Here is a 20,691-nt window from a genome sequence, read left to right on the forward strand (position 1 = left end):
AATCGGCATGAAAAGGCGGGGAATTCCTCGCCTTTTTTGTTGCCCGCCCTGCCGCAATGGTGCTCCGTAACCGTCCATTAAGCACAATCGGCGACAAGGAACGGATAAGGATTCGGGCCATGTGGACACGCCAGCACAAGCAGAGAAATACCGGGCGGTTGATCATTCCCCTGCTTTGCGCGGTGTTCGTTGCCTATTTCGGCTATCATGCGTATCATGGTGAATTCGGCATCACCTCAAGATCCCGCCTTCAGGCTGAAACGGCGGGGCTTCAGGCGCAACTCGATGCCGTCAGAACGCGGCGCGTCGATCTGGAGAGACGCGTCCGGCTTTTGCATGATGGCACCATCGAGAAGGACATGCTGGACGAACAGGCGCGCAGCGCCCTCAATTTGTCTCGCGAGGACGAGATCACCATCATGTTGCCTTCCGCATCGAATTAACCGGAATTCGGTTAATCGGCGATATTATCAATGATTTTAATCGCTTAGATGCATGCCAGCCATGCGTTTTTCCACATGGCGAAAGCTGGATTTGCGTGTTAGCCTTTTCCCTACCGGTTGGGAGAACGGTCTCCCTCAATGTCCGTAAAGAGACGCCATCAGGGAGTGATGCATGGCTACCGCCGCCAAGAAAGCGCCTGCCAAATCCAGCAGCAAATCGCCGGGTCTTTCCACGCCCAAGCCCGCGGAATTCTCCAAGGACGATGAACTCGCCGCCTATCGGCATATGCTGCTCATCCGCCGTTTCGAGGAAAAGGCCGGGCAGTTGTACGGCATGGGCTTCATCGGCGGCTTCTGCCATCTCTATATCGGCCAGGAAGCCGTCGTTACCGGCATGCGGATGGCTCTGATCGAAGGTGATCAGATGATTACGGCCTACCGCGATCATGCCCATATGCTGGCGATGGAACTGTCGCCGCGCGGCATCATGGCCGAACTGACCGGGCGCCGAAGTGGCCTTTCCCACGGCAAGGGCGGCTCCATGCACATGTTCTCCAAGGAGAAGCATTTTTACGGCGGTCACGGCATCGTCGGGGCGCAGGTGTCGCTTGGTACCGGGCTAGCCTTCGCCAATCGCTATCGCGGCAACAAGAATGTGTCGCTGACCTATTTCGGCGACGGGGCGGCCAATCAGGGGCAGGTCTACGAGAGCTTCAACATGGCCTCGCTATGGAAGCTGCCGGTGATCTACATCATTGAAAACAACCGCTACGCCATGGGCACAGCCGTGACCCGCTCGTCGGCGGAAACGAATTTCTCGCATCGCGGCGCTTCCTTCCGCATTCCCGGCATCCAGGTCGACGGCATGGATGTGCGGGCGGTGAAATCCGCCGCCGACATGGCGACCGAATGGTGCCGTTCGGGCAATGGCCCCATCATTCTCGAGATGGAAACCTACCGCTACCGCGGCCACTCCATGTCCGATCCCGCAAAATACCGCACCAAGGAAGAAGTGCAGAAAATGCGCTCCGACCATGATCCGATCGAGCAGGTCAAGGCGCGGCTGATCGGCAAGAAGTGGGCCAGCGAAGACGAACTCAAGACCATCGACAAGGAAGTTCGCGACATTGTCGCGGATGCAGCCGAGTTCGCGCAAGCCGATCCAGAGCCGGATGCGTCCGAACTCTGGACCGATATCGTACTCTGAGGGGAGCAGGACATGCCCATCGAAATTCTCATGCCTGCCCTCTCGCCAACCATGGAAGAGGGCAACCTTTCAAAATGGCTGAAAAACGAAGGCGACAAGGTCGCGGCTGGCGATATTCTGGCTGAAATCGAGACCGACAAGGCAACGATGGAAGTCGAGGCCGTCGATGAGGGCACGATCGGAAAGATCCTGATCGCGGCCGGCACCGAAGGCGTCAAGGTCAATACGCCGATTGCGGTGCTGCTGCAGGATGGCGAAAGCGCCGGCGATCTGGACAAGGCAGCCGCGCCTGCGAAGGCCGAAGCGACCGCATCGGAGGAAAAAACGCCGGACACCAAGCCGGCGGCCGCACCGGTCGCCGCTGCGCCGAAGATGGAGATTGCCGCCGATCCCGACATTCCCGCCGGCACCGAAATGGTATCGACGACGGTGCGTGAAGCGCTACGTGACGCGATGGCAGAAGAAATGCGGCGCGACCCGGACGTGTTCGTCATGGGTGAGGAAGTCGCCGAGTACCAGGGCGCCTACAAGATCACGCAAGGCCTGCTCCAGGAGTTTGGCGACAAGCGCGTCGTCGACACGCCGATCACCGAGCACGGCTTTACCGGCGTAGGCGTCGGCGCGGCCATGGCCGGCCTGAAGCCGATCGTGGAATTCATGACCTTCAACTTCGCCATGCAGGCGATCGACCAGATCGTCAACTCGGCCGCCAAGACGCTTTACATGTCGGGCGGCCAGATGGGCGCGCCGATCGTGTTTCGTGGCCCGAACGGGGCCGCCGCGCGCGTCGGTGCCCAGCATTCGCAATGCTATGCCGCCTGGTACAGCCATATTCCCGGCCTGAAAGTGGTGATGCCCTACACGGCAGCCGACGCCAAGGGTCTGCTCAAGGCGGCGATCCGCGATCCAAACCCGGTGATCTTTCTCGAAAACGAAATCCTGTATGGACAGCATTTCGACGTGCCGAAGCTTGATGATTTCGTCCTGCCCATCGGCAAGGCGCGCATCCACAAGCAGGGCAAGGACGTCACCATCGTCTCCTTCGGCATCGGCATGAGCTATGTCGTGAAGGCGGAAGCCGAACTGGCCGCACTGGGCATCGATGCCGAGATCATCGATCTGCGGACGATCCGTCCGCTCGACCTGGACACCATTCTTGCCTCGGTGAAGAAGACCAACCGCCTGGTCGTCGTGGAAGAAGGCTTTCCGCAATCCTCGGTCGGCGATCACATCGCCAGCCAGGTCATGCAGCGCGCTTTCGATTTCCTGGACGCGCCGGTCATCACGATTGCCGGCAAGGACGTTCCGATGCCCTATGCGGCCAATCTGGAAAAGCTGGCACTGCCCAATGTCGGCGAAGTCGTCGAGGCGGTCAAAGCCGTCACGTATCGCTGAGCGCCGGGGGAGGACAACATGCCGATCAACATTACCATGCCGGCCCTTTCGCCCACGATGGAAGAGGGCAATCTCGCCAAATGGCTCGTGAAAGAAGGCGACAAGGTTTCGCCGGGCGATGTCATCGCCGAGATCGAGACTGATAAGGCGACCATGGAAGTGGAAGCCGTGGATGAAGGCACCGTTGCCAAGCTGGTCGTTCCGGCTGGTACGGAAGGCGTCAAGGTCAACGCGTTGATCGCAATTCTGGCGGCCGAGGGCGAGGATGCCGGCGCTGCCGCGAAGAGCGGTGGTGACGCTGCACCAGCGAAGGCAGAAGCGCCGAAGGAGGAAACTCCCAAGGTGGAAGCGCCTAAATCGGATGCCGTGGTTGCGCCAACCCCTGCGGCGGCTCCTGCTCCAAAAGCTGAGGCCAGCGGTGAACGCAGCTTCGCGTCGCCTCTGGCGCGGCGGATCGCCAAGGATGCCAGCGTCGATGTTGCATCGGTGACCGGCACCGGCCCGCGCGGCCGCGTGGTCAAGGCGGATGTCGAGGCGGCGATTGCCGGCGGCGGCGCGAAAGCGGCCCCTGCTGCAAGTGCGGCACCGGCTGGAGCGGCCGCACCCGCACCCAAGGCGATGTCCGACGAGCAGGTCCTAAAACTGTTCGACAAGGATTCCTACGAACTCGTCCCGCACGACAACATGCGCAAGACGATTGCGCGGCGTCTGGTCGAAGCGAAAAGCACCATCCCGCATTTCTACCTGACGCTCGATTGCGAACTCGACGCCCTCCTGGCGCTGCGCTCGCAACTGAACGCGGCGGCTCCCGTCAAGAAGACGGAAAAGGGCGAGATTCCCGCCTACAAACTATCCGTCAACGATATGATCATCAAGGCCATGGGCCTGGCGCTCAAGGCCGTGCCGGATGCGAATGCGTCCTGGACCGATACGGCGATGGTCAAGCACAAGCACGCCGATGTCGGCGTCGCCGTGTCCATCCCCGGCGGGCTGATCACGCCGATCATTCGCAGGGCCGAGGAAAAGACGCTGTCGGTCATCTCTAACGAGATGAAGGATCTGGCCGCCCGCGCCCGGACGCGCAAGCTCAAGCCGGAAGAATACCAGGGCGGCACCACGGCGGTGTCGAATTTGGGCATGTTCGGCATCAAGGACTTTGCGGCCGTCATCAACCCGCCGCATGCGACCATCCTGGCGGTCGGGGCAGGTGAGGCTCGGCCGGTGGTGAAGGATGGCGAGATCAAGGTCGCGACCGTCATGTCGGTGACGCTGTCGACCGACCATCGCGCTGTCGACGGTGCGCTCGGGGCCGAACTGCTGGTGGCGTTCAAGCGGTTGATCGAAAGCCCGATGAGCATGCTGGTTTAGCATCGGCTTATGAAAGCATTCCCTTGCTGCGGTTACGCTGACTTGTGACTGCGACGCGGGGCGTAACGGGAGAAAATACCGTGGCTGAGAATTACGACGTCATCATCATCGGCTCCGGCCCCGGCGGCTATGTCACGGCCGTTCGCGCAGCGCAGCTTGGCTTCAAGACAGCCATCGTCGAACGCGAGCATCTGGGCGGCATCTGCCTGAACTGGGGCTGTATCCCGACGAAGGCGCTGCTGCGCTCGGCCGAAATCATGCATTACGCCGACAATCTGAAGGATTACGGCCTGAAGATCGACGGCAAGGTCACCGCCGACACGGCAGCCATCGTCGATCGCTCGCGAAAGGTTTCGCTGCGGCTGAACGGCGGCGTCGGATTCCTGATGAAGAAGAACAAGGTCGACGTGATCTGGGGCGAAGCCAAGTTTACCAAGCCAGGTGAAATTGTCGTGTCCAAATCGGCCAAGAAGCCGATGGAGCCGCAGCCGCCAGCGCCGAAAGGCACGAAAGGCGAGGGCACCTACACCGCCAAGCACATCATCGTCGCGACCGGTGCGCGTCCGCGCGTGCTGCCCGGCATCGAGCCTGACGGCAAGCTGATCTGGACCTATTTCGAGGCGATGGTGCCGCCGGAAATGCCGAAATCGCTGCTGGTTATGGGATCGGGCGCTATCGGTATCGAATTCGCCTCATTCTACCGCACCATGGGCGTCGATGTGACCGTGGTGGAATTGATGTCTGCGGTCATGCCGGTCGAGGATGCGGAAGTTTCGAAATTCGCGCAGAAGCAATTCGAGAAGCAGGGCATGAAGATCATCCTCGAAGCCAAGGTGACCAAGGTCGAGAAGGGCGCGAACTCGGTCACCGCGCATATCGAGATGAAGGACGGAAAGGTCGAGAAGATCACGGCCGACCGGATGATTTCCGCTGTCGGCGTCCAAGGCAATATCGAGAATCTCGGACTGGAAGCGCTTGGCGTGAAAACTGATCGCGGCTGCGTGGTGGTCGACGGTTTCGGCAAGACCAACGTTGCCGGCATCTATGCCATCGGCGACGTCGCCGGCCCACCGATGCTGGCGCACAAGGCCGAGCATGAAGGCGTCATCTGCATCGAGAAGATTGCAAATGTGCCGGGAGTGCACGGGATCGACAAATCGAAGATACCGGGCTGCACCTACTGCAACCCGCAGGTAGCGTCAGTCGGTTTGACGGAAGCAAAAGCGAAGGCCGAGGGGAAGGAAATTCGGGTCGGCCGCTTCCAGTTCGCCGCCAACGGCAAGGCGATCGCGCTTGGCGAAGATCAGGGTTTTATCAAGACAATCTTCGACAAGAAGACTGGTCAGTTGCTCGGCGCGCATATGGTCGGCGCGGAAGTGACCGAACTGATCCAGGGCTTCGTCGTGGCAATGAACCTCGAGACCACCGAAGAAGAACTGATGCATACCGTGTTCCCGCATCCGACGCTTTCGGAAATGATGAAGGAAAGCGTGCTCGACGCCTATGGGCGGGCGTTGAACGCATAGTGCGGGCCTTGCGGGAACCAAATCGCGGATTGGTGCGTTTCTAGATGCTTTTGTGTGCATCATATGAGGAGAGGGTGAATGGACGTAAACGGCGTAGGCTGGATAGGAGCTATTATAATTGGCGGTTTGGCCGGTTGGCTGGCCGAAATGTTTATGAAGAGCAATACGGGCGTCTTCATGAATATCATTCTGGGTATCATCGGCGCTGTGGTGCTCAACGCCATTTTGCAGGCGTTGAACTTCAGCAGCTTCGGTGTGGGCTGGCTGGCTTATCTGATTACGGGCTTTATCGGAGCCTGCATCCTGATTGCCGTTGGACGCATGATACGCCGTTAAACCGGCATACTACTCGCTATGCGAAAAAGGCTGTTGCGGCATGCGCCGCAGCGGCCTTTTTTCTTCTGCCGAAAAGCCTTAGATGTCTTTGTGAAAGCAGGAGCTACAGAGTGCCTGCGCATGAACTGGATTTCAGATGGTCACCGTTCTAGATTCGCTCGCCAACCCGCCCCGAGTACGGCATCCTGAAAAGGCCCATCGGCCCGATCAGGAAGTCTTGCGCAAACCCGACTGGATTCGGGTCCGGGCGCCGGTTTCCAAAGGCTATGCCGAGACGCGCGAGATCGTGAAATCGAACAAGCTGGTTACGGTGTGCGAAGAGGCCGGGTGCCCCAATATCGGTGAGTGCTGGGACAAGAAGCACGCCACCTTCATGATCATGGGCGAGATTTGCACGCGCGCTTGTGCTTTCTGCAACGTTGCCACCGGTATCCCCACCGCGCTCGACGCGGACGAGCCCGCGCGCGTGGCACATGCCGTCAAGCAGATGGGGCTGGCGCATGTCGTCATCACCTCCGTCGACCGCGACGATCTCGACGATGGCGGCGCGCAGCATTTTGCCGAGGTAATCCGCGCCATTCGCGCAGCCACGCCTTTGACCACGATTGAAATCCTGACGCCCGATTTCCTGCGCAAGGATGGCGCATTGGAGATCGTGGTTGCCGCCAAGCCGGATGTGTTCAACCACAATCTGGAAACCGTGCCGTCGAACTACCTGACCGTTCGGCCCGGCGCGCGCTATTTCCATTCGATCCGGCTGCTTCAGCGCGTGAAGGAACTGGACCCGACCATCTTCACTAAATCGGGCATCATGGTCGGCCTCGGCGAGGAACGGCACGAAGTCCTGCAATTGATGGACGATCTGCGTTCGGCAAACGTCGATTTCATGACCATCGGCCAGTATCTGCAGCCGTCGAAGAAGCATCACCCGGTGATCCGCTTCGTCACGCCGGAGGAGTTCACGTCCTTTGCCACCATCGGCAAGACCAAGGGCTTCCTGCTGGTGGCTTCAAGCCCGCTGACGCGGTCGTCGCATCATGCCGGCGATGACTTTGCCCGCCTGCGAGCTGCGCGCGAAGCGTCCATCAAGAAAATTGCATAAACGTCTGCCTGCATGCCGAAATTCGAAGCAAAACGCCGCGTCGCCCATACGCCAGACCAGATGTTTGCGCTGGTTGCGGACATCGAAAAATATCCGCAGTTCCTGCCTTTGTGCGAATCGCTCACCGTGCGCTCGCGCAAGGAGCGCGATGGCCGGACCATGCTCGTTGCCGACATGAGCATCGGCTACAAGGCCATACGCGAAACCTTTACGACGCAGGTTCTGCTCAAGCCGGACGAGAAGACGATCGACGTGAAATATATCGACGGGCCGTTCAAATACCTGACCAATATCTGGCGTTTCGAAGCGTCCGGTGACGGTTGCGACGTGTGCTTCTTCATCGACTACGAATTCAAGAGCCGTATCCTCGGCGCTATCATGGGAACGATGTTCGACCGGGCATTCCGCATGTTTTCGGAAAGCTTTGAAAAGCGCGCCGATGCAATCTACGGAGCGGCTCAGTCGGCCTGATCGTCGGCGAGCGCCCGCAGGCCCATCTCAAGCGCATGCCGGACCGTTTCGCGGCGGATGAAATCACGCCCACGGTTCTCGAATAGCCGCTTTTCCGCAAACACCGGCTTGCCCTTCAACGCCAAGCCGAACCAGACCAACCCGACCGGCTTTTCCGCACTACCACCGTCCGGCCCGGCAATTCCGGTGACCGAGAGCGCGATGCCGGCATGGGAGCGCGCCAGCGCGCCGGCCGCCATTTCCTGTGCCGTCTGGAGCGAAACCGCGCCATGCGCATCGAGCGTGGCGGCGGCAACGCCGATCATCTCCATTTTGGCGTCGTTGGAATAGGTGACGAAGCCGCGATCGACCATCGAGGACGAACCGGGAATATCCGTCAGCCTGGAAATGATCATGCCGCCCGTGCAGCTTTCCGCCGTTGCGACCAAGATCTTGTGGCGCGCGCATGCTTTCAGGAAGCGATCCGCGAGGTCGTCCAGTCCGCTCATGCCGGGATTTCTCCTGGAAAGGCCACGGTGGCCGTTGCAATTGCCGCGATGCCTTCTTCCCGCCCGAGGAAGCCGAGCTTTTCGTTGGTGGTCGCCTTGACCGAGATGCGGTCCGGGGAGAGGCCGAGGATGGCCGACAGCTCGGCCGTCATTGCGGGGCGATGCGGCCCGATTTTCGGAGCCTCGCAGATCAGCGTGATATCGACATTGGCGATGCGCCCATCGTGTTCGCGCACCAGCTTTGCCGCATGCTCAAGGAAGATATGCGACGCGGCACCTTTCCATTGCGGATCGGAGGGCGGGAAATGCGTACCGATGTCACCGGCCCCGCAGGTGGCGAGTAGCGCATCCGTCAATGCATGGAGGCCGACATCGGCATCCGAATGGCCGGAAAGTTTTTTGCCATGCGGGATCGCGACGCCACAGAGCATGACGTGGTCGCCCGCTTCGAAAGCATGGACGTCGTAACCGTTGCCCGTGCGGATATCGGGGAAATTTGTCGCTGAAAAACGTTGATCGGCCATGGAAATGTCCCGCGCCCAGGTAAGTTTCGTATTCTCTGGCGAGCCGGCGACGAGTTTCACCGGCAGCTGCGCCCATTCGGCAATCGAGGCGTCGTCGGTGAAATCCGCCTTGCCCTGCTGATGCGCCTTTTCGTGTGCGGCAAGGATTGGCTCGAAGGGGAACCCTTGCGGTGTCTGGGCGGCATACAGGCCCAGACGCTGCACCGTCTCGCGGATCATGCCATTTTCTTCGCGCTTCAGCGTATCCGAAACCGGCAGCGTCGGCAGCGCGCCCTGATGCTCGCCGATGGCGTCGATCGTGCGGTTGATGAGATCGGCGTCCAGAAATGGGCGCACGGCATCGTGGATGAGCACCCGTTTCGGCGCGACGGTGCGAAGGGCCAGCAGGCCAAGCCGCACGGAATCTTGCCGCGATGGTCCGCCTGTCACGGCGGTAACGCTATCTGCATCAGCGCCCGCCGCTTCCCGGAACAGGCGGTAATCGTCCGGGTGGATGACCACGGCGACCGGGCCGGTGCGGGGATGGGCCAGAAATACGTCAAGTGTGCGGGCGATAACGGCGCGGCCGCCGATTTTCCGGTACTGCTTCGGTCCATCGCCCTGGCCTGCGCGCTCGCCTCGGCCGGCGGCGACGATGACCACGGCGACCTTTTCATCTGTTGTCACGGATAATAGACCCTGTCTGCCTCGCTTGCAGCAAGAGGCTTACAAGCGGCTGTCGTGGATGGCCAGTGGATTCCCAAAACCGCCTTGTTGTCTGCCTATGCGTTGCGCAACGAAGCCGTTCTGTCTAATGAATAGGCAGATAATCAAATTGCATGGTTTTTGTGCATGAACTCTTTGAGCAACCTGGCTGAGCCACTCGACCTTGGCGGCGTGACAATCCGCAACCGCGTGTTTCTCGCGCCTATGTCGGGAATTACGGACGAACCGTTTCGCCGCCGCGCTTATGCGCACGGGGCCGGGTTGGTCGTGTCCGAAATGGTGGCGAGCGGCGAGCTTGCCAAAGGAAGGGCCGGGCACAATCTGCGCATCCGCCACAGCGGCTTGCCGGTTCATATGGTCCAGCTTGCCGGGCGGGAGGCTTCCCATATGGCCGAGGGAGCGCGGATCGCAGTGGGCGAGGGCGCAGACATCGTCGACATCAACATGGGTTGCCCCGCAAAAAAGGTGACCGGCGGTTATGCCGGGTCGGCGCTGATGCGCGACCTCGACCATGCCTTGACCCTGATCGAAGCGGTTGTCGGGGCGGTGAAAGTGCCGGTGACGCTCAAAATGCGGTTGGGCTGGGACGACGACACCCTCAATGCGCCATTGCTGGCGAAGCGGGCCGAGAATGCCGGCATCGCGATGGTGACGGTGCATGGCCGCACCCGTTGCCAATTCTATCAGGGCAAGGCCGACTGGCCGGCGATTGCCAGCGTCAAGCAGGCGGTTTCCATTCCCGTCGTCGCCAATGGCGACGTTTCCACCCCGGCCGAGGCGTTGGTGATACTCGAACAGTCGGGTGCTGATGCGGTGATGATCGGCCGAGCCCATTACGGCGCGCCATGGCTGGCCGGCACGATCGTAGCCGCTGCTGCCAGCCATACTGTGCCCGAAGGGGGCCAGGCGCTCGCCAGCTATGTCGGCGCGCATTACGAAGACATGCTGGCGCTCTACGGCATCGAGAGCGGCTTGCGGCAGGCACGAAAGCATCTTGGCTGGTATCTGGACCGTCATGCGGCGGGGCTTCCCACCGCACAGCGAAAGGCGATCCTGACGTCTTGCGACCCAGTGCAGGTTCTGTCTCTTTTGCGCAGCGCTTTCGAAACGGAGGCGCAAGACATGCGCAGCGCGGCATGAGCGGGTCTGCCGTCCAAATGCCCGGCATGGCGAGTGCGGCCGAAATCGTCCTCAACACGATCCGCCGCCCGGTCATCATGGTCGATGGGCAGGGAATTGTCAGTTACGCCAATGCCGACGCGGAGGACTTTTTCCGGTCGAGTTCGGCAATGCTCGCCCGAAATTCGCTGTCCCAACTGATTCCTTTCGGAAGCCCGTTGCTGTCGCTGGTCGATCAGGTGCGGGAACGCGCGGTGCCGGTCAACGAATATCGCGTCGATGTCTCGTCGCCGCGGCTCGGTATCGAAAAGATGGTCGACCTCTACGTCGCGCCGGTGCCTGAATTTCCGGGCTCCGTCGTGGTGATGTTTCAGGAACGCTCGATGGCCGACAAGATCGACCGCCAGATGACGCATCGCGGGGCCGCACGCTCCGTCACCGGCCTGGCGGCGATGCTGGCGCACGAGATCAAGAACCCGCTTTCAGGCATCCGGGGGGCGGCCCAACTGCTGGAGCTTTCCGCATCCGACGAAGACCGTGCGTTGACGCGGCTAATCACCGAGGAAACCGACCGGATCGTCTCGCTGGTGGATCGCATGGAGGTCTTTTCAGATGAACGGCCGATCGACCGTTATCCCGTCAACATCCACGTCGTCCTCGATCATGTGAAGGCAATAGCCCGGAACGGATTTGCTAGGAATATCAATATCCTAGAGGAGTACGATCCATCGTTGCCTCCGGTCTTCGCGAACAGGGACCAGTTGATCCAGGTGTTTCTCAACCTCATAAAGAATGCGGCGGAAGCCGTTGGCGGCGATCCGCGTGGCGAAATCACGTTGTCCACCGCCTTCCGTCCGGGCATTCGCGTTTCTGTTCCGGGCACGCAGGATCGTGTTTCGCTGCCATTGGAGTTTTGCGTGCGCGACAACGGATCGGGCGTGCCGGAAGACATTTTGCCGATCCTGTTCGACCCGTTCATCACAACCAAGCTGAACGGTTCTGGGCTGGGCCTTGCGCTGGTTGCCAAGATCGTCGGCGAGCATGGCGGGATCGTGGAGTGCGATGCGACGCCCAAGGGCACGACCTTCAGGGTTCTAATGCCGGCCTGGAAGGAACCACTGCAAAGTGACAATCAGGAAAATGGGGAGATCGTCGCATGAGCGAGCGTGGCACCATTTTCGTTGCCGACGACGACGCTGCGATCCGCACGGTGTTGAACCAGGCGCTTTCGCGGGCAGGCCACGATGTGCGCGTCACATCCAATGCGTCGACGCTGTGGCGCTGGATCGCGGCCGGCGAAGGCGATCTTGTCATAACCGACGTCGTCATGCCCGATGAGAACGCCTTCGATATGATGCCGCGCATCAAGAAGGCGCGGCCGGAATTGCCAATCATCGTCATGAGCGCCCAAAACACGTTCATGACGGCCATCCGTGCTTCCGAAGCCGGGGCTTATGAATATTTGCCAAAGCCCTTCGACCTGACCGAACTGCTTGCCGTAGTCAGCCGCGCTCTTTCGGAACCGCGCCGCCCAAAGATCGAGCAACGCACAGAAGACCAGATCGAGGCGATGCCGCTCATCGGCCGGTCCGCATCGATGCAGGACATATACCGGATGCTGGCGCGCATGATGCAGACGGATCTGACGGTGATGATCAGTGGCGAATCCGGGACCGGCAAGGAATTGGTGGCGCGCGCGCTGCATGAATATGGACGCCGGCGCGTGGGGCCGTTCGTGGCGATCAACATGGCGGCAATTCCGCGTGACCTGATCGAATCGGAACTGTTCGGGCATGAGAAGGGTGCTTTTACCGGCGCCCAGAACCGCTCCATCGGCCGTTTCGAGCAGGCAGAAGGCGGCACGCTGTTCCTGGACGAGATCGGCGACATGCCGATGGAAGCGCAGACACGGTTGCTGCGGGTGCTGCAGCAGGGCGAATATACGACCGTCGGCGGCCGCACGGCGATCAAGACGGACGTGCGCATCGTTGCCGCCACCAACAAGGATCTGCGAACGCTTATCAACGAAGGCCTGTTTCGCGAGGATCTGTTCTACCGGCTGAATGTCGTGCCGCTGCGGCTTCCGCCGCTGCGCGAGCGGTCTGAGGACATTCCCGACCTCGTGCGGCATTTCTTCAAGGCCGGCGTGAAGGAGGGGTTGCAGGCAAAGCATATTTCCGCCGGCGGCTTGGAAACGATGAAGCGCTATGGCTGGCCGGGCAATGTTCGCGAACTGGAAAATCTCGTCCGCCGCCTTGCCGCGCTTTATCCGCAGGACGAAATTTCGAACGAAATCATAGATATAGAGTTAAGTTCCGCCCAACGGTCGCCGGAACAGGACGGCAGTGGACGCTTTTCCGAAGAGTTTACGATCGGCCAGGCGGCTGAGCAGTATTTGCAGCGCTATTTCAAGGCATTCGGCGACCAACTTCCGCCTGCCGGCCTCTACCAGCGCATTCTGGAGGAAGTCGAGCACCCCCTGATCCTGGCATCGATGACCGCCACGCGCGGCAACCAGATCAAGGCTGCCGAATTGCTCGGTCTCAACCGCAATACGCTGCGCAAGAAAATCCGCGAACTTGGCGTCAACGTCTACAGGGCGTCCAAGCCGGATTAGCACCAGAATTCCAGCCGCCGGATCGAATAGCTGGGTACTACCGAGGCCATCCACGCTGAAAGATTTCCGTCCGGCGTGGAATTGTTGCATAATCGCCACAATGCGCTGCATACATCCGGTTTGATTTCCGGTTCCCGATGGCAATATGGCGATACAGATACCGACAATGAAAGCGCCACTTTTCAGCGAGACCTCCGCTCGAGAGGGGCGACGGCTGCTTGCGCTGCCCGGCGTGGTGACGATTGTCGGCGCGCTGATTGCGGCTGGCGTATCTTTCGCCATTCTTGTCGGCGCAACCCCGATAGCGCCTGATGCGACGGCAACGCTGACGTTGATTGCGCTCAATGCAGCCTTCATCCTGCTTCTCATCGCGCTGGTCAGCCGCGAGGTCCATCGGATCGTGATGGCGAGGCGCAGGGGCAGGGCGGCCTCCAAGCTGCATGTGCGCATCGTTACGATGTTCGCGCTGGTCGCGGCGATCCCGGCCATCATGGTCGCGATTGTCGCGTCGATAACGCTCGATATCGGGCTGGACCGCTGGTTTCAGATACGCACCAAGACGATCGTCAACTCCTCTCTGGCCATAGCCGACGCCTATGTGCAGGAAAACGCGAGGAACCTTCAGGGTACGACATTGTCGATGGCATACGACCTCGACAGCGCCCGCACGCTTTACGGCCTCGACCGCACCGGGTTCCTCGATTTGTTGAGCAAGGAGGCGACCGGGCGTGGGCTTGCGCATGCCGCTCTCGTCAAGCCGGACGGCTCTTTCGTCATGAGCGCAAAGACCGATGCGGATTTTGGCATGCCGGAACCGCCGGAAGGGGCTATGTCCACAGCCGCCAACGGCCAGCCGCTGCTGATTGAGCCCAAGACGCGCAACATCATGGGCGCCATCATCAAGCTGCGCGACATAGAAGGACTCTACCTCTACACGATTCGGCTGGTCGATCCGGAAGTCATCAAGGCGCGCCAGATCGTCCGGTCCAATACGGACGAATACAAGGGGCTGGAGGCCAACCGGCGAACGTCGCAGGTGGCGTTCGCGCTGCCTTATCTGTCGTTGACGTTGATTATCATCCTGTCGGCCATCTGGACCGGCATCGCCGTCGCGGACCGGCTGGTTCGGCCTATTCGCCAGCTTATCGGCGCGGCTGATGAGGTGGCGACGGGCAATCTGGATGTATCCGTGCCCGTGAGGCAGTCGGACGGAGATGTCGCATCGCTCGGCGACACCTTCAACACGATGCTGCTCGAACTGAAATCGCAACGTAACGAGATACTCTCGGCCAAGGACCTGATCGACGAGCGCAGGCGGTTTTCGGAAGCCGTTCTGGCTGGCGTGACCGCCGGTGTCATCGGCGTGGATTCCGATGGCATCGTCACCATCGTCAACCGCTCCGCCGAAACCATGCTCGGGATTTCCGCGCAGGCGGCCGTCGGGCAAAACCTTTCCACGCTGATGCCCCATGTCGGGCGCGTCTTCGAGATCGGGCGCAATTCCGGCAAGCCGGTCTATCGCGAGCAGGTGACTTTCTACCGGGCCGGAGCCGAACGCACCCTAAGCGTCCAGATCACCATCGAGGAGGAGGAGGTCGAGGAAGAAGGCAAATCCTACGTCGTCACCGTCGATGACATTACCGATCTCGTCCAGGCACAGCGCACGTCCGCGTGGGCAGACGTCGCGCGGCGCATCGCCCATGAGATCAAGAACCCGCTGACGCCGATCCAGCTTTCGGCCGAGCGCATCAAGCGGCGCTACGGCAAGGTCATCACCGAGGATCGCGAGGTCTTCGATCAATGCACCGACACGATTATCCGACAGGTCGAGGATATCGGCCGCATGGTCGACGAATTCTCTTCCTTCGCGCGCATGCCCAAGCCGGAGATGAAAGTCATAGACCTTCGCGAACCGCTTCGAGAAGCGTCGTTCCTTGTCGAGGTCAGCCGTGCCGATATCTCCTTCGAGCGCGTTTTCGGCGACGAGGCGCTGAAAGGCACGTTCGACAGTCGGCTACTGTCGCAGGCGTTCGGCAACATCATCAAGAATGCGGCCGAAGCGATCGACGGCCGCGAGGACGACGACACGCGCGGCGTCATCCGCATCAAGGCCGGGCACGAAAACGGCGCTATGCGGGTCGACGTGATGGACAATGGCAAGGGGTTGCCGCGCGAGAATCGTCAAAGGCTGCTCGAGCCCTATATGACAACGCGCGAGAAGGGCACCGGCCTTGGCCTCGCCATCGTCAAGAAGATCGTGGAGGACCATGGCGGCAAACTTGAACTCCACGATGCGCCAGAGAGTTTTTACGGAGGGCGGGGCGCGATGATCAGCGTGATCCTGCCTCCTGCCGCGGCGGCGCGCGGCGCATCCGTTCCGGCACGCGAACGAGAAACTGAAAAGGTCGATAATGGCGTCTGATATTCTTATCGTCGACGACGAGGAAGACATTCGTGAACTCGTCGCCGGTATCCTGAGCGACGAAGGACACGAAACCCGCACGGCATTCGGTGCCGACAGCGCGCTGGCGGCCATTGCCGACCGGGCGCCGCGGCTCATTTTCCTCGATATCTGGTTGCAAGGCTCGCGGCTGGATGGGCTGGCCCTGCTCGACGAGATCAAGGTCATGCATCCCAATCTGCCGGTGGTGATGATTTCCGGGCATGGCAACATCGAGACGGCGGTATCGGCGATTCGCCGTGGCGCCTATGACTTCATCGAAAAGCCGTTCAAGGCCGACCGGCTGATCCTAATCGCCGAGCGTGCGCTCGAAACGTCGAAGCTCAGGCGCGAGGTATCCGACCTCAAGATGCGCAGCGGCGAAACGTTCGACCTGATCGGCATGTCGTCGGCCATGAGCCAGTTGCGCCAGACCATCGAGCGCGTCGCGCCGACCAATAGCCGGGTGATGATCCTTGGACCGTCCGGTTCGGGGAAAGAACTGGCCGCGCGCGCCATTCACGCCCTTTCTGCGCGCAAGAGCGGGCCATTCGTGGCGGTCAACGCCGCCAATATTACGCCGGAGCGCATGGAAATAGAACTGTTCGGAACCGAATCCAACGGCACCGAACGCAAGGTGGGCGCGCTCGAGGAAGCGCATCGCGGTATTCTCTACATCGATGAAGTGGCCGACATGCCGCGCGAGACGCAAAACAAGATTTTGCGCGTGCTGGTGGAACAGCAGTTCGAGCGGGTAGGGGGCACCAAGCGGGTTAAGGTCGATGTCCGCATCATTTCCTCGACCTCGCAAAATCTGGAAGCGATGATCGCGGACGGGCGGTTCCGCGAGGATCTCTACCACCGCTTGGCGGTTGTCCCCGTAATGGTGCCGGGCCTTGCCGAGCGCCGCGAGGACATTCCTTATCTGGTCGATAATTTCATGAAGCAGATCGCCCGCCAGTCCGGCATCAAGCCGCGGCGCATCGGCGACGACGCGCTGGCCGTGCTGCAGGCGCACAACTGGCCCGGCAACGTCCGCCAATTGCGCAACAACATCGAGCGCTTGATGATTCTGGCGCGCGGCGACGATGTCGATTCGCCGATCACCGCCGATCTGCTGCCGGCTGAAATCGGCGATGTGATGCCGCGCACGCCCAGCCAGTCCGACCAGCACATCATGGCGCTGCCATTGCGCGAGGCGCGGGAACAGTTTGAAAAGGACTATCTCGTCGCCCAGATCAACCGCTTTGGCGGGAATATCTCCAAGACGGCGGAATTCATCGGAATGGAGCGGTCGGCCCTGCATCGGAAGCTGAAATCGCTGGGGGTGTAAGAGCGCCGGCAGACCGGCTGGCCCATGCATTTCTTCGTTACGACGATGGCGGAATCACGTAGAAGAGCCTGATTCTCCGGGGATGAAGCCATGCCGCGCATTGCCTATGTCAACGGGCGCTATGTCGCCCACGCCGATGCTGCCGTGCACATCGAGGACCGCGGATATCAATTCGGCGATGGCGTCTATGAGGTGTGCGAAATATCGCGCGGCTTCATCATCGACATGACCCGGCACCTCGACCGGCTGAATCGTTCGCTCTCCGAACTGGCCATCGAATGGCCCATGGCGCGGGCAGCGCTGGTCGTGGTCATGCGTGAAGTGATCCGCCGGAACCGTGTCGAGAACGGCCTTGTCTATCTTCAGGTAACGCGGGGCGTGGCGAGCAGGGATCATTTCTTTCCATCGCCCGACATCCGGTCGGCCCTGGTGGTCACCGCCAGGAAGATCGATCCGGCATCTTATGTTCGCAAAGCCGAAGCTGGGCTGAAAGTCATCACCGTGCCGGAAAACCGGTGGGACCGGGTCGACATCAAGAGCGTTGGCCTGCTGCCCAATGTGCTGGCCAAACAACAGGCCAAGGAAGCCGGCGCCTACGAGGCCTGGTTTGTCGACAAGCAGGGCATGGTGACGGAAGGCGCTTCGACCAATGCCTGGATCGTCACCAGGGACGGCACTCTGGTCACGCGCCCGGCCGAACATGGAATTCTCCGGGGAATTACGCGCACCACCCTTTTCGACGTGGCAGCCAAGCTCGGACTGAAGATCGAGGAGCGCGGTTTCACGGTGACCGAGGCCAAGGCGGCGCGCGAGGTATTTATCAGTTCCGCAACCACGCTGGCCATGCCGATCGTAGCGATTGACGGCGACCCGGTTGCCAACGGCCATCCGGGATCAATCACACATTCGCTCCGGCGGGCATTTTTTGACGTTGCGGAAAAAAGTCCAGCCTGATAACCGCAGGGATGGTATCGACGTTAATTTAACTCATTCTGCTGTCGTTTTTGAGAGCGGAGGAGTTTGCAGGATCCAGGACGCCGAATAAATTGGCGCACCGCCCTGCAAACTACGGGGATCGGGCGAAAGATAAGAAAAATGGCGGAACGATCGCAAAATCTTCAGGACCTGTTCCTGAACTCAGTTCGCAAGAGCAAAAACCCCCTCACGATATTTCTCATCAATGGCGTGAAATTGACGGGCGTTGTGACCTCGTTCGATAATTTCTGCGTATTGCTGCGCCGCGACGGCCACTCCCAGCTTGTCTACAAGCACGCCATTTCCACCATCATGCCGAGCCAGCCGGTTCAGATGTTCGATGGTGAAGAAGGCCAGGGCGCCTGATTGGCCCGCAAAAAGGACGGGGACCGTCAGGTCCGCGAAAAAGTTGACAACGCAGCGGGCGAGCGCGCCACGGGACCGACCCGTGCTGTCGTCATCGTGCCCGCGCTGACGCGCCACCAGCACCGCGACGAGGACACCAACCGTCCCCGGTTGATCCGCTCGTCCGAAGCCCGCCACGACGAGGCGGTCGGGCTTGCCCGCGCAATCGACCTCGATCCGGTCCATACGGCCATCGTTACCGTCAACGATCCGCGCCCGGCCACCTTGCTCGGCAGCGGCAAGGTCAAGGAATTTGCCGAGATCGTGAAAGAGACGCAGGCGGAACTGGTCATTGTCGACCATCCGCTGACGCCGGTGCAGCAGCGCAATCTCGAAAAGGAACTCGACGCCAAGGTGCTGGATCGCACCGGGCTGATTCTTGAAATCTTCGGCGCGCGCGCCCGCACCAAGGAAGGGACGCTGCAGGTCGAGCTTGCCCATCTCAACTACCAGAAGGGCCGGTTGGTGCGAAGCTGGACCCACCTTGAGCGGCAGCGCGGCGGCGCAGGTTTTCTGGGCGGTCCGGGCGAAACCCAGATCGAGGCGGACCGGCGCGCCCTCCAGGACAAGATCGTCAAGCTGAAGCACGAACTGGAGACGGTGCGGCGCACGCGCGACCTGCACCGGGCAAAGCGCAGGAAGGTGCCTTTCCCGGTCGTGGCCATCGTCGGCTATACCAATGCCGGCAAGTCGACGCTTTTCAACCGCCTAACCGGGGCGGAAGTGCTGGCCGAGGATATGCTTTTTGCGACGCTGGACCCCACATTGCGCCGGCTGCGATTACCGCACGGCACGCCGGTGATCCTGTCCGACACGGTGGGCTTCATATCCGATCTGCCAACGCATCTCATCGCCGCGTTCCGCGCCACGCTGGAAGAGGTCGTGGAAGCCGACATCATCTTGCACCTGCGTGATATTTCCGACCCGGATACCGCGGCCCAAGCCGAAGATGTGGAGCATATCCTGACCGATCTCGGCGTCGATCCCGCCGATCCGAAACGTGTAATCGAGGTCTGGAACAAGATCGACCGGCTCGACGACGGCAATCGGGAGCGGCTGCTGGCCGGGGGCGAACTTGCCGCGCCTTCACCGCCAATCGCCATATCGGCGGTAACCGGCGAGGGGCTGGAAGCGCTCAAGGCTGCCATCGAGGAAAAGGTTTCGGGCGAACTGCAACCGGTAACGGTGACGCTGGCGCCGGCCGAACTGGGGCTTGTCGACTGGCTCTATCGCAACGGCGAAATTGTTTCCCGAACCGACAACGAGGATGGCAGCGTCACGATCGCGCTCAATGCGACGCAAAGCGCCCGGGAAGAAATTACAGCCAGATTACATCGTAAAAACAAAGGGTAAGGTCTTTTATTTAAAGCGCTTTGCCTGTTGCCACAGCTCTTCCATTTCTTCCAGCGAAGCGTTTTCGAGCGACCTTCCCGATGCTTCGAGCGCCTCCTCTACATAATGGAAACGCGCGAGAAATTTGTCGTTGGTGCCACTGAGCGCCGCTTCTGAATCGAGCTTCAGGTGCCGCCCGAGATTGACGAGCGCAAAGAGCGTGTCGCCGAACTCGTCCTTGATCGATGCCTGGTCGCCTTTGGCCAGGGCTTCGCGTAACTCGCCGATTTCTTCCTCGATCTTGTCGAGAATCGGTTCCGCTTCGCTCCAGTCGAAGCCGACGCGCGCTGCCTTTTCCTGCAGCTTCAGGGCGCGGGTCAGTGCGGGCAGGGCTACCGGCACGCTGTCCAAAAAACCCTTGCCATTGTCTTCCGGGTCAAGGCCGCGCGCCAGGCGTAGGGCGCGCTTTTCGGCCTTTTCTTCTGCCTTGATCCTCTCCCACATGCCTTTCGCCATGCCGGCGCTGCGCGCTTTCTCGTCGCCAAAGACATGCGGATGGCGTCGGATCATCTTGGTGGTGATGGCCTGAACGACATCCGGGAACGCGAACTCGCCGGCTTCCTCAGCCATGCGCGCGTGATAAACCACCTGCAACAGCAGATCGCCCAACTCGTCGCGCAGGTCGTCAAGGTCGCCACGCGCAATCGCATCGGCGACTTCGTAGGCTTCCTCGATCGTATAGGGCGCGATGGTCGAAAAATTCTGCTCGACGTCCCACGGACAGCCGGTGTCCGGCGCGCGCAACGCCGCCATGATCTCGATCAGACGGGAAATCTCAGTGGAGGGTTTCATGGCCGGGATGCTACTGCGCCAAGTGGGCCAGCGCCAATGCCGTCAGCGCGAGC

Annotated in this window: 19 protein-coding genes; 16 read left to right on the top strand and 3 right to left on the bottom strand. The window is 60.7% G+C overall.

The window, feature by feature from the left end; genetic code table 11:
• Positions 1-119 precede the first annotated feature (119 nt).
• The 8 genes from ACX3P0_RS03280 (at position 120) to ACX3P0_RS03315 (ending at position 7,848) form a co-directional block, all read left to right on the top strand.
• Positions 120-443: an FtsB family cell division protein gene (locus ACX3P0_RS03280; protein ID WP_459086527.1), complete on the top strand. Its 324-nt coding sequence runs from the start codon at positions 120-122 to the stop codon at positions 441-443.
• 172 nt (positions 444-615) lie between these two features.
• The gene (pdhA, locus tag ACX3P0_RS03285; protein WP_459078297.1) at positions 616-1,650 is read left to right on the top strand and encodes a pyruvate dehydrogenase (acetyl-transferring) E1 component subunit alpha; all 1,035 of its coding nucleotides are present in this window, start codon (positions 616-618) and stop codon (positions 1,648-1,650) included.
• 12 nt (positions 1,651-1,662) lie between these two features.
• Entirely contained in the window at positions 1,663-3,045 is a 1,383-nt protein-coding gene (locus ACX3P0_RS03290) for a pyruvate dehydrogenase complex E1 component subunit beta (RefSeq protein WP_459086528.1), read from the top strand.
• An 18-nt stretch (positions 3,046-3,063) separates the two neighbouring features.
• Positions 3,064-4,413 carry a pyruvate dehydrogenase complex dihydrolipoamide acetyltransferase gene (locus ACX3P0_RS03295; protein ID WP_459086530.1) on the top strand — a complete coding sequence of 450 codons (1,350 nt, stop codon included), beginning with the start codon at positions 3,064-3,066 and terminating at the stop codon, positions 4,411-4,413.
• 80 nt (positions 4,414-4,493) lie between these two features.
• Entirely contained in the window at positions 4,494-5,939 is a 1,446-nt protein-coding gene (gene lpdA / locus ACX3P0_RS03300) for a dihydrolipoyl dehydrogenase (protein WP_459086532.1), read from the top strand.
• Between the two features lie 78 nt (positions 5,940-6,017).
• Positions 6,018-6,275 (top strand): GlsB/YeaQ/YmgE family stress response membrane protein, encoded by a 258-nt coding sequence (locus ACX3P0_RS03305; RefSeq protein WP_459078293.1) that lies wholly within the window; start codon positions 6,018-6,020, stop codon positions 6,273-6,275.
• Positions 6,276-6,411: 136 nt separating this feature from the next.
• Entirely contained in the window at positions 6,412-7,377 is a 966-nt protein-coding gene (gene lipA, locus ACX3P0_RS03310) for a lipoyl synthase (protein ID WP_459086534.1), read from the top strand.
• A gap of 12 nt (positions 7,378-7,389) precedes the next feature.
• Complete coding sequence (locus ACX3P0_RS03315; RefSeq protein WP_459086536.1) at positions 7,390-7,848, top strand: type II toxin-antitoxin system RatA family toxin; 459 nt, start codon at positions 7,390-7,392, stop codon at positions 7,846-7,848.
• Here the strand turns inward: ACX3P0_RS03315 and ACX3P0_RS03320 are convergent.
• Positions 7,836-8,336 (bottom strand): CinA family protein, encoded by a 501-nt coding sequence (locus ACX3P0_RS03320; protein WP_459086538.1) that lies wholly within the window; start codon positions 8,334-8,336, stop codon positions 7,836-7,838. The two genes, ACX3P0_RS03315 and ACX3P0_RS03320, sit on opposite strands and share 13 nt — an antisense overlap.
• Positions 8,333-9,526, bottom strand: coding sequence for a bifunctional 2-C-methyl-D-erythritol 4-phosphate cytidylyltransferase/2-C-methyl-D-erythritol 2,4-cyclodiphosphate synthase (locus ACX3P0_RS03325; RefSeq protein ID WP_459086540.1), 1,194 nt, complete (start codon positions 9,524-9,526; stop codon positions 8,333-8,335). Before ACX3P0_RS03325 ends, ACX3P0_RS03320 begins: the two co-directional genes overlap by 4 nt.
• Before the next feature lie 165 nt (positions 9,527-9,691).
• Between ACX3P0_RS03325 and dusB the strand changes: the two genes are divergently transcribed.
• From dusB to hflX, 8 genes are all read left to right on the top strand, one after another.
• Entirely contained in the window at positions 9,692-10,705 is a 1,014-nt protein-coding gene (gene dusB / locus ACX3P0_RS03330; RefSeq protein ID WP_459086542.1) for a tRNA dihydrouridine synthase DusB, read from the top strand.
• Positions 10,702-11,844 (top strand): two-component system sensor histidine kinase NtrB, encoded by a 1,143-nt coding sequence (locus ACX3P0_RS03335; protein ID WP_459086543.1) that lies wholly within the window; start codon positions 10,702-10,704, stop codon positions 11,842-11,844. Before dusB ends, ACX3P0_RS03335 begins: the two co-directional genes overlap by 4 nt.
• Entirely contained in the window at positions 11,841-13,301 is a 1,461-nt protein-coding gene (ntrC, locus tag ACX3P0_RS03340) for a nitrogen regulation protein NR(I) (RefSeq protein WP_459086545.1), read from the top strand. The genes ACX3P0_RS03335 and ntrC overlap by 4 nt, the downstream gene beginning before the upstream one ends.
• Positions 13,302-13,446: 145 nt before the next feature.
• On the top strand, positions 13,447-15,723 hold the full coding sequence (locus ACX3P0_RS03345; RefSeq protein ID WP_459086546.1) for a sensor histidine kinase NtrY-like: 2,277 nt from the start codon (positions 13,447-13,449) through the stop codon (positions 15,721-15,723).
• On the top strand, positions 15,713-17,074 hold the full coding sequence (gene ntrX / locus ACX3P0_RS03350) for a nitrogen assimilation response regulator NtrX (RefSeq protein WP_459086548.1): 1,362 nt from the start codon (positions 15,713-15,715) through the stop codon (positions 17,072-17,074). The genes ACX3P0_RS03345 and ntrX overlap by 11 nt, the downstream gene beginning before the upstream one ends.
• Before the next feature lie 90 nt (positions 17,075-17,164).
• A complete protein-coding gene (locus tag ACX3P0_RS03355) occupies positions 17,165-18,028 on the top strand; it encodes a D-amino-acid transaminase (protein ID WP_459086550.1) in 864 nt (287 codons plus the stop codon).
• 141 nt (positions 18,029-18,169) lie between these two features.
• Positions 18,170-18,415 (top strand): RNA chaperone Hfq, encoded by a 246-nt coding sequence (hfq, locus tag ACX3P0_RS03360; RefSeq protein ID WP_066989720.1) that lies wholly within the window; start codon positions 18,170-18,172, stop codon positions 18,413-18,415.
• Positions 18,416-19,807, top strand: a complete 1,392-nt coding sequence (gene hflX / locus ACX3P0_RS03365; RefSeq protein ID WP_459086551.1) for a GTPase HflX — start codon at positions 18,416-18,418, stop codon at positions 19,805-19,807. It begins immediately after the preceding gene.
• Between the two features lie 6 nt (positions 19,808-19,813).
• Here the strand turns inward: hflX and mazG are convergent, their stop codons facing one another.
• Positions 19,814-20,638, bottom strand: a complete 825-nt coding sequence (gene mazG, locus ACX3P0_RS03370; protein ID WP_459086552.1) for a nucleoside triphosphate pyrophosphohydrolase — start codon at positions 20,636-20,638, stop codon at positions 19,814-19,816.
• Between the last annotated feature and the right edge of the window lie 53 nt (positions 20,639-20,691).

It is taken from the genome of Mesorhizobium sp. A556 (genome assembly GCF_054489545.1).

Bases quoted from the DNA above. Each gene is read 5' to 3' on its own strand.
- ACX3P0_RS03280 (WP_459086527.1), top strand. From the start codon at position 120: ATGTGGACACGCCAGCACAAGCAGAGAAATACCGGGCGGTTGATCATT.
- pdhA (WP_459078297.1), top strand. From the start codon at position 616: ATGGCTACCGCCGCCAAGAAAGCGCCTGCCAAATCCAGCAGCAAATCG.
- ACX3P0_RS03290 (WP_459086528.1), top strand. From the start codon at position 1,663: ATGCCCATCGAAATTCTCATGCCTGCCCTCTCGCCAACCATGGAAGAG.
- ACX3P0_RS03295 (WP_459086530.1), top strand. From the start codon at position 3,064: ATGCCGATCAACATTACCATGCCGGCCCTTTCGCCCACGATGGAAGAG.
- ACX3P0_RS03305 (WP_459078293.1), top strand. From the start codon at position 6,018: ATGGACGTAAACGGCGTAGGCTGGATAGGAGCTATTATAATTGGCGGT.
- lipA (WP_459086534.1), top strand. From the start codon at position 6,412: ATGGTCACCGTTCTAGATTCGCTCGCCAACCCGCCCCGAGTACGGCAT.
- ACX3P0_RS03315 (WP_459086536.1), top strand. From the start codon at position 7,390: ATGCCGAAATTCGAAGCAAAACGCCGCGTCGCCCATACGCCAGACCAG.
- ACX3P0_RS03320 (WP_459086538.1), bottom strand. From the start codon at position 8,336: ATGAGCGGACTGGACGACCTCGCGGATCGCTTCCTGAAAGCATGCGCG.
- dusB (WP_459086542.1), top strand. From the start codon at position 9,692: ATGAACTCTTTGAGCAACCTGGCTGAGCCACTCGACCTTGGCGGCGTG.
- ACX3P0_RS03335 (WP_459086543.1), top strand. From the start codon at position 10,702: ATGAGCGGGTCTGCCGTCCAAATGCCCGGCATGGCGAGTGCGGCCGAA.
- ntrC (WP_459086545.1), top strand. From the start codon at position 11,841: ATGAGCGAGCGTGGCACCATTTTCGTTGCCGACGACGACGCTGCGATC.
- ACX3P0_RS03345 (WP_459086546.1), top strand. From the start codon at position 13,447: ATGGCGATACAGATACCGACAATGAAAGCGCCACTTTTCAGCGAGACC.
- ntrX (WP_459086548.1), top strand. From the start codon at position 15,713: ATGGCGTCTGATATTCTTATCGTCGACGACGAGGAAGACATTCGTGAA.
- ACX3P0_RS03355 (WP_459086550.1), top strand. From the start codon at position 17,165: ATGCCGCGCATTGCCTATGTCAACGGGCGCTATGTCGCCCACGCCGAT.
- hfq (WP_066989720.1), top strand. From the start codon at position 18,170: ATGGCGGAACGATCGCAAAATCTTCAGGACCTGTTCCTGAACTCAGTT.
- mazG (WP_459086552.1), bottom strand. From the start codon at position 20,638: ATGAAACCCTCCACTGAGATTTCCCGTCTGATCGAGATCATGGCGGCG.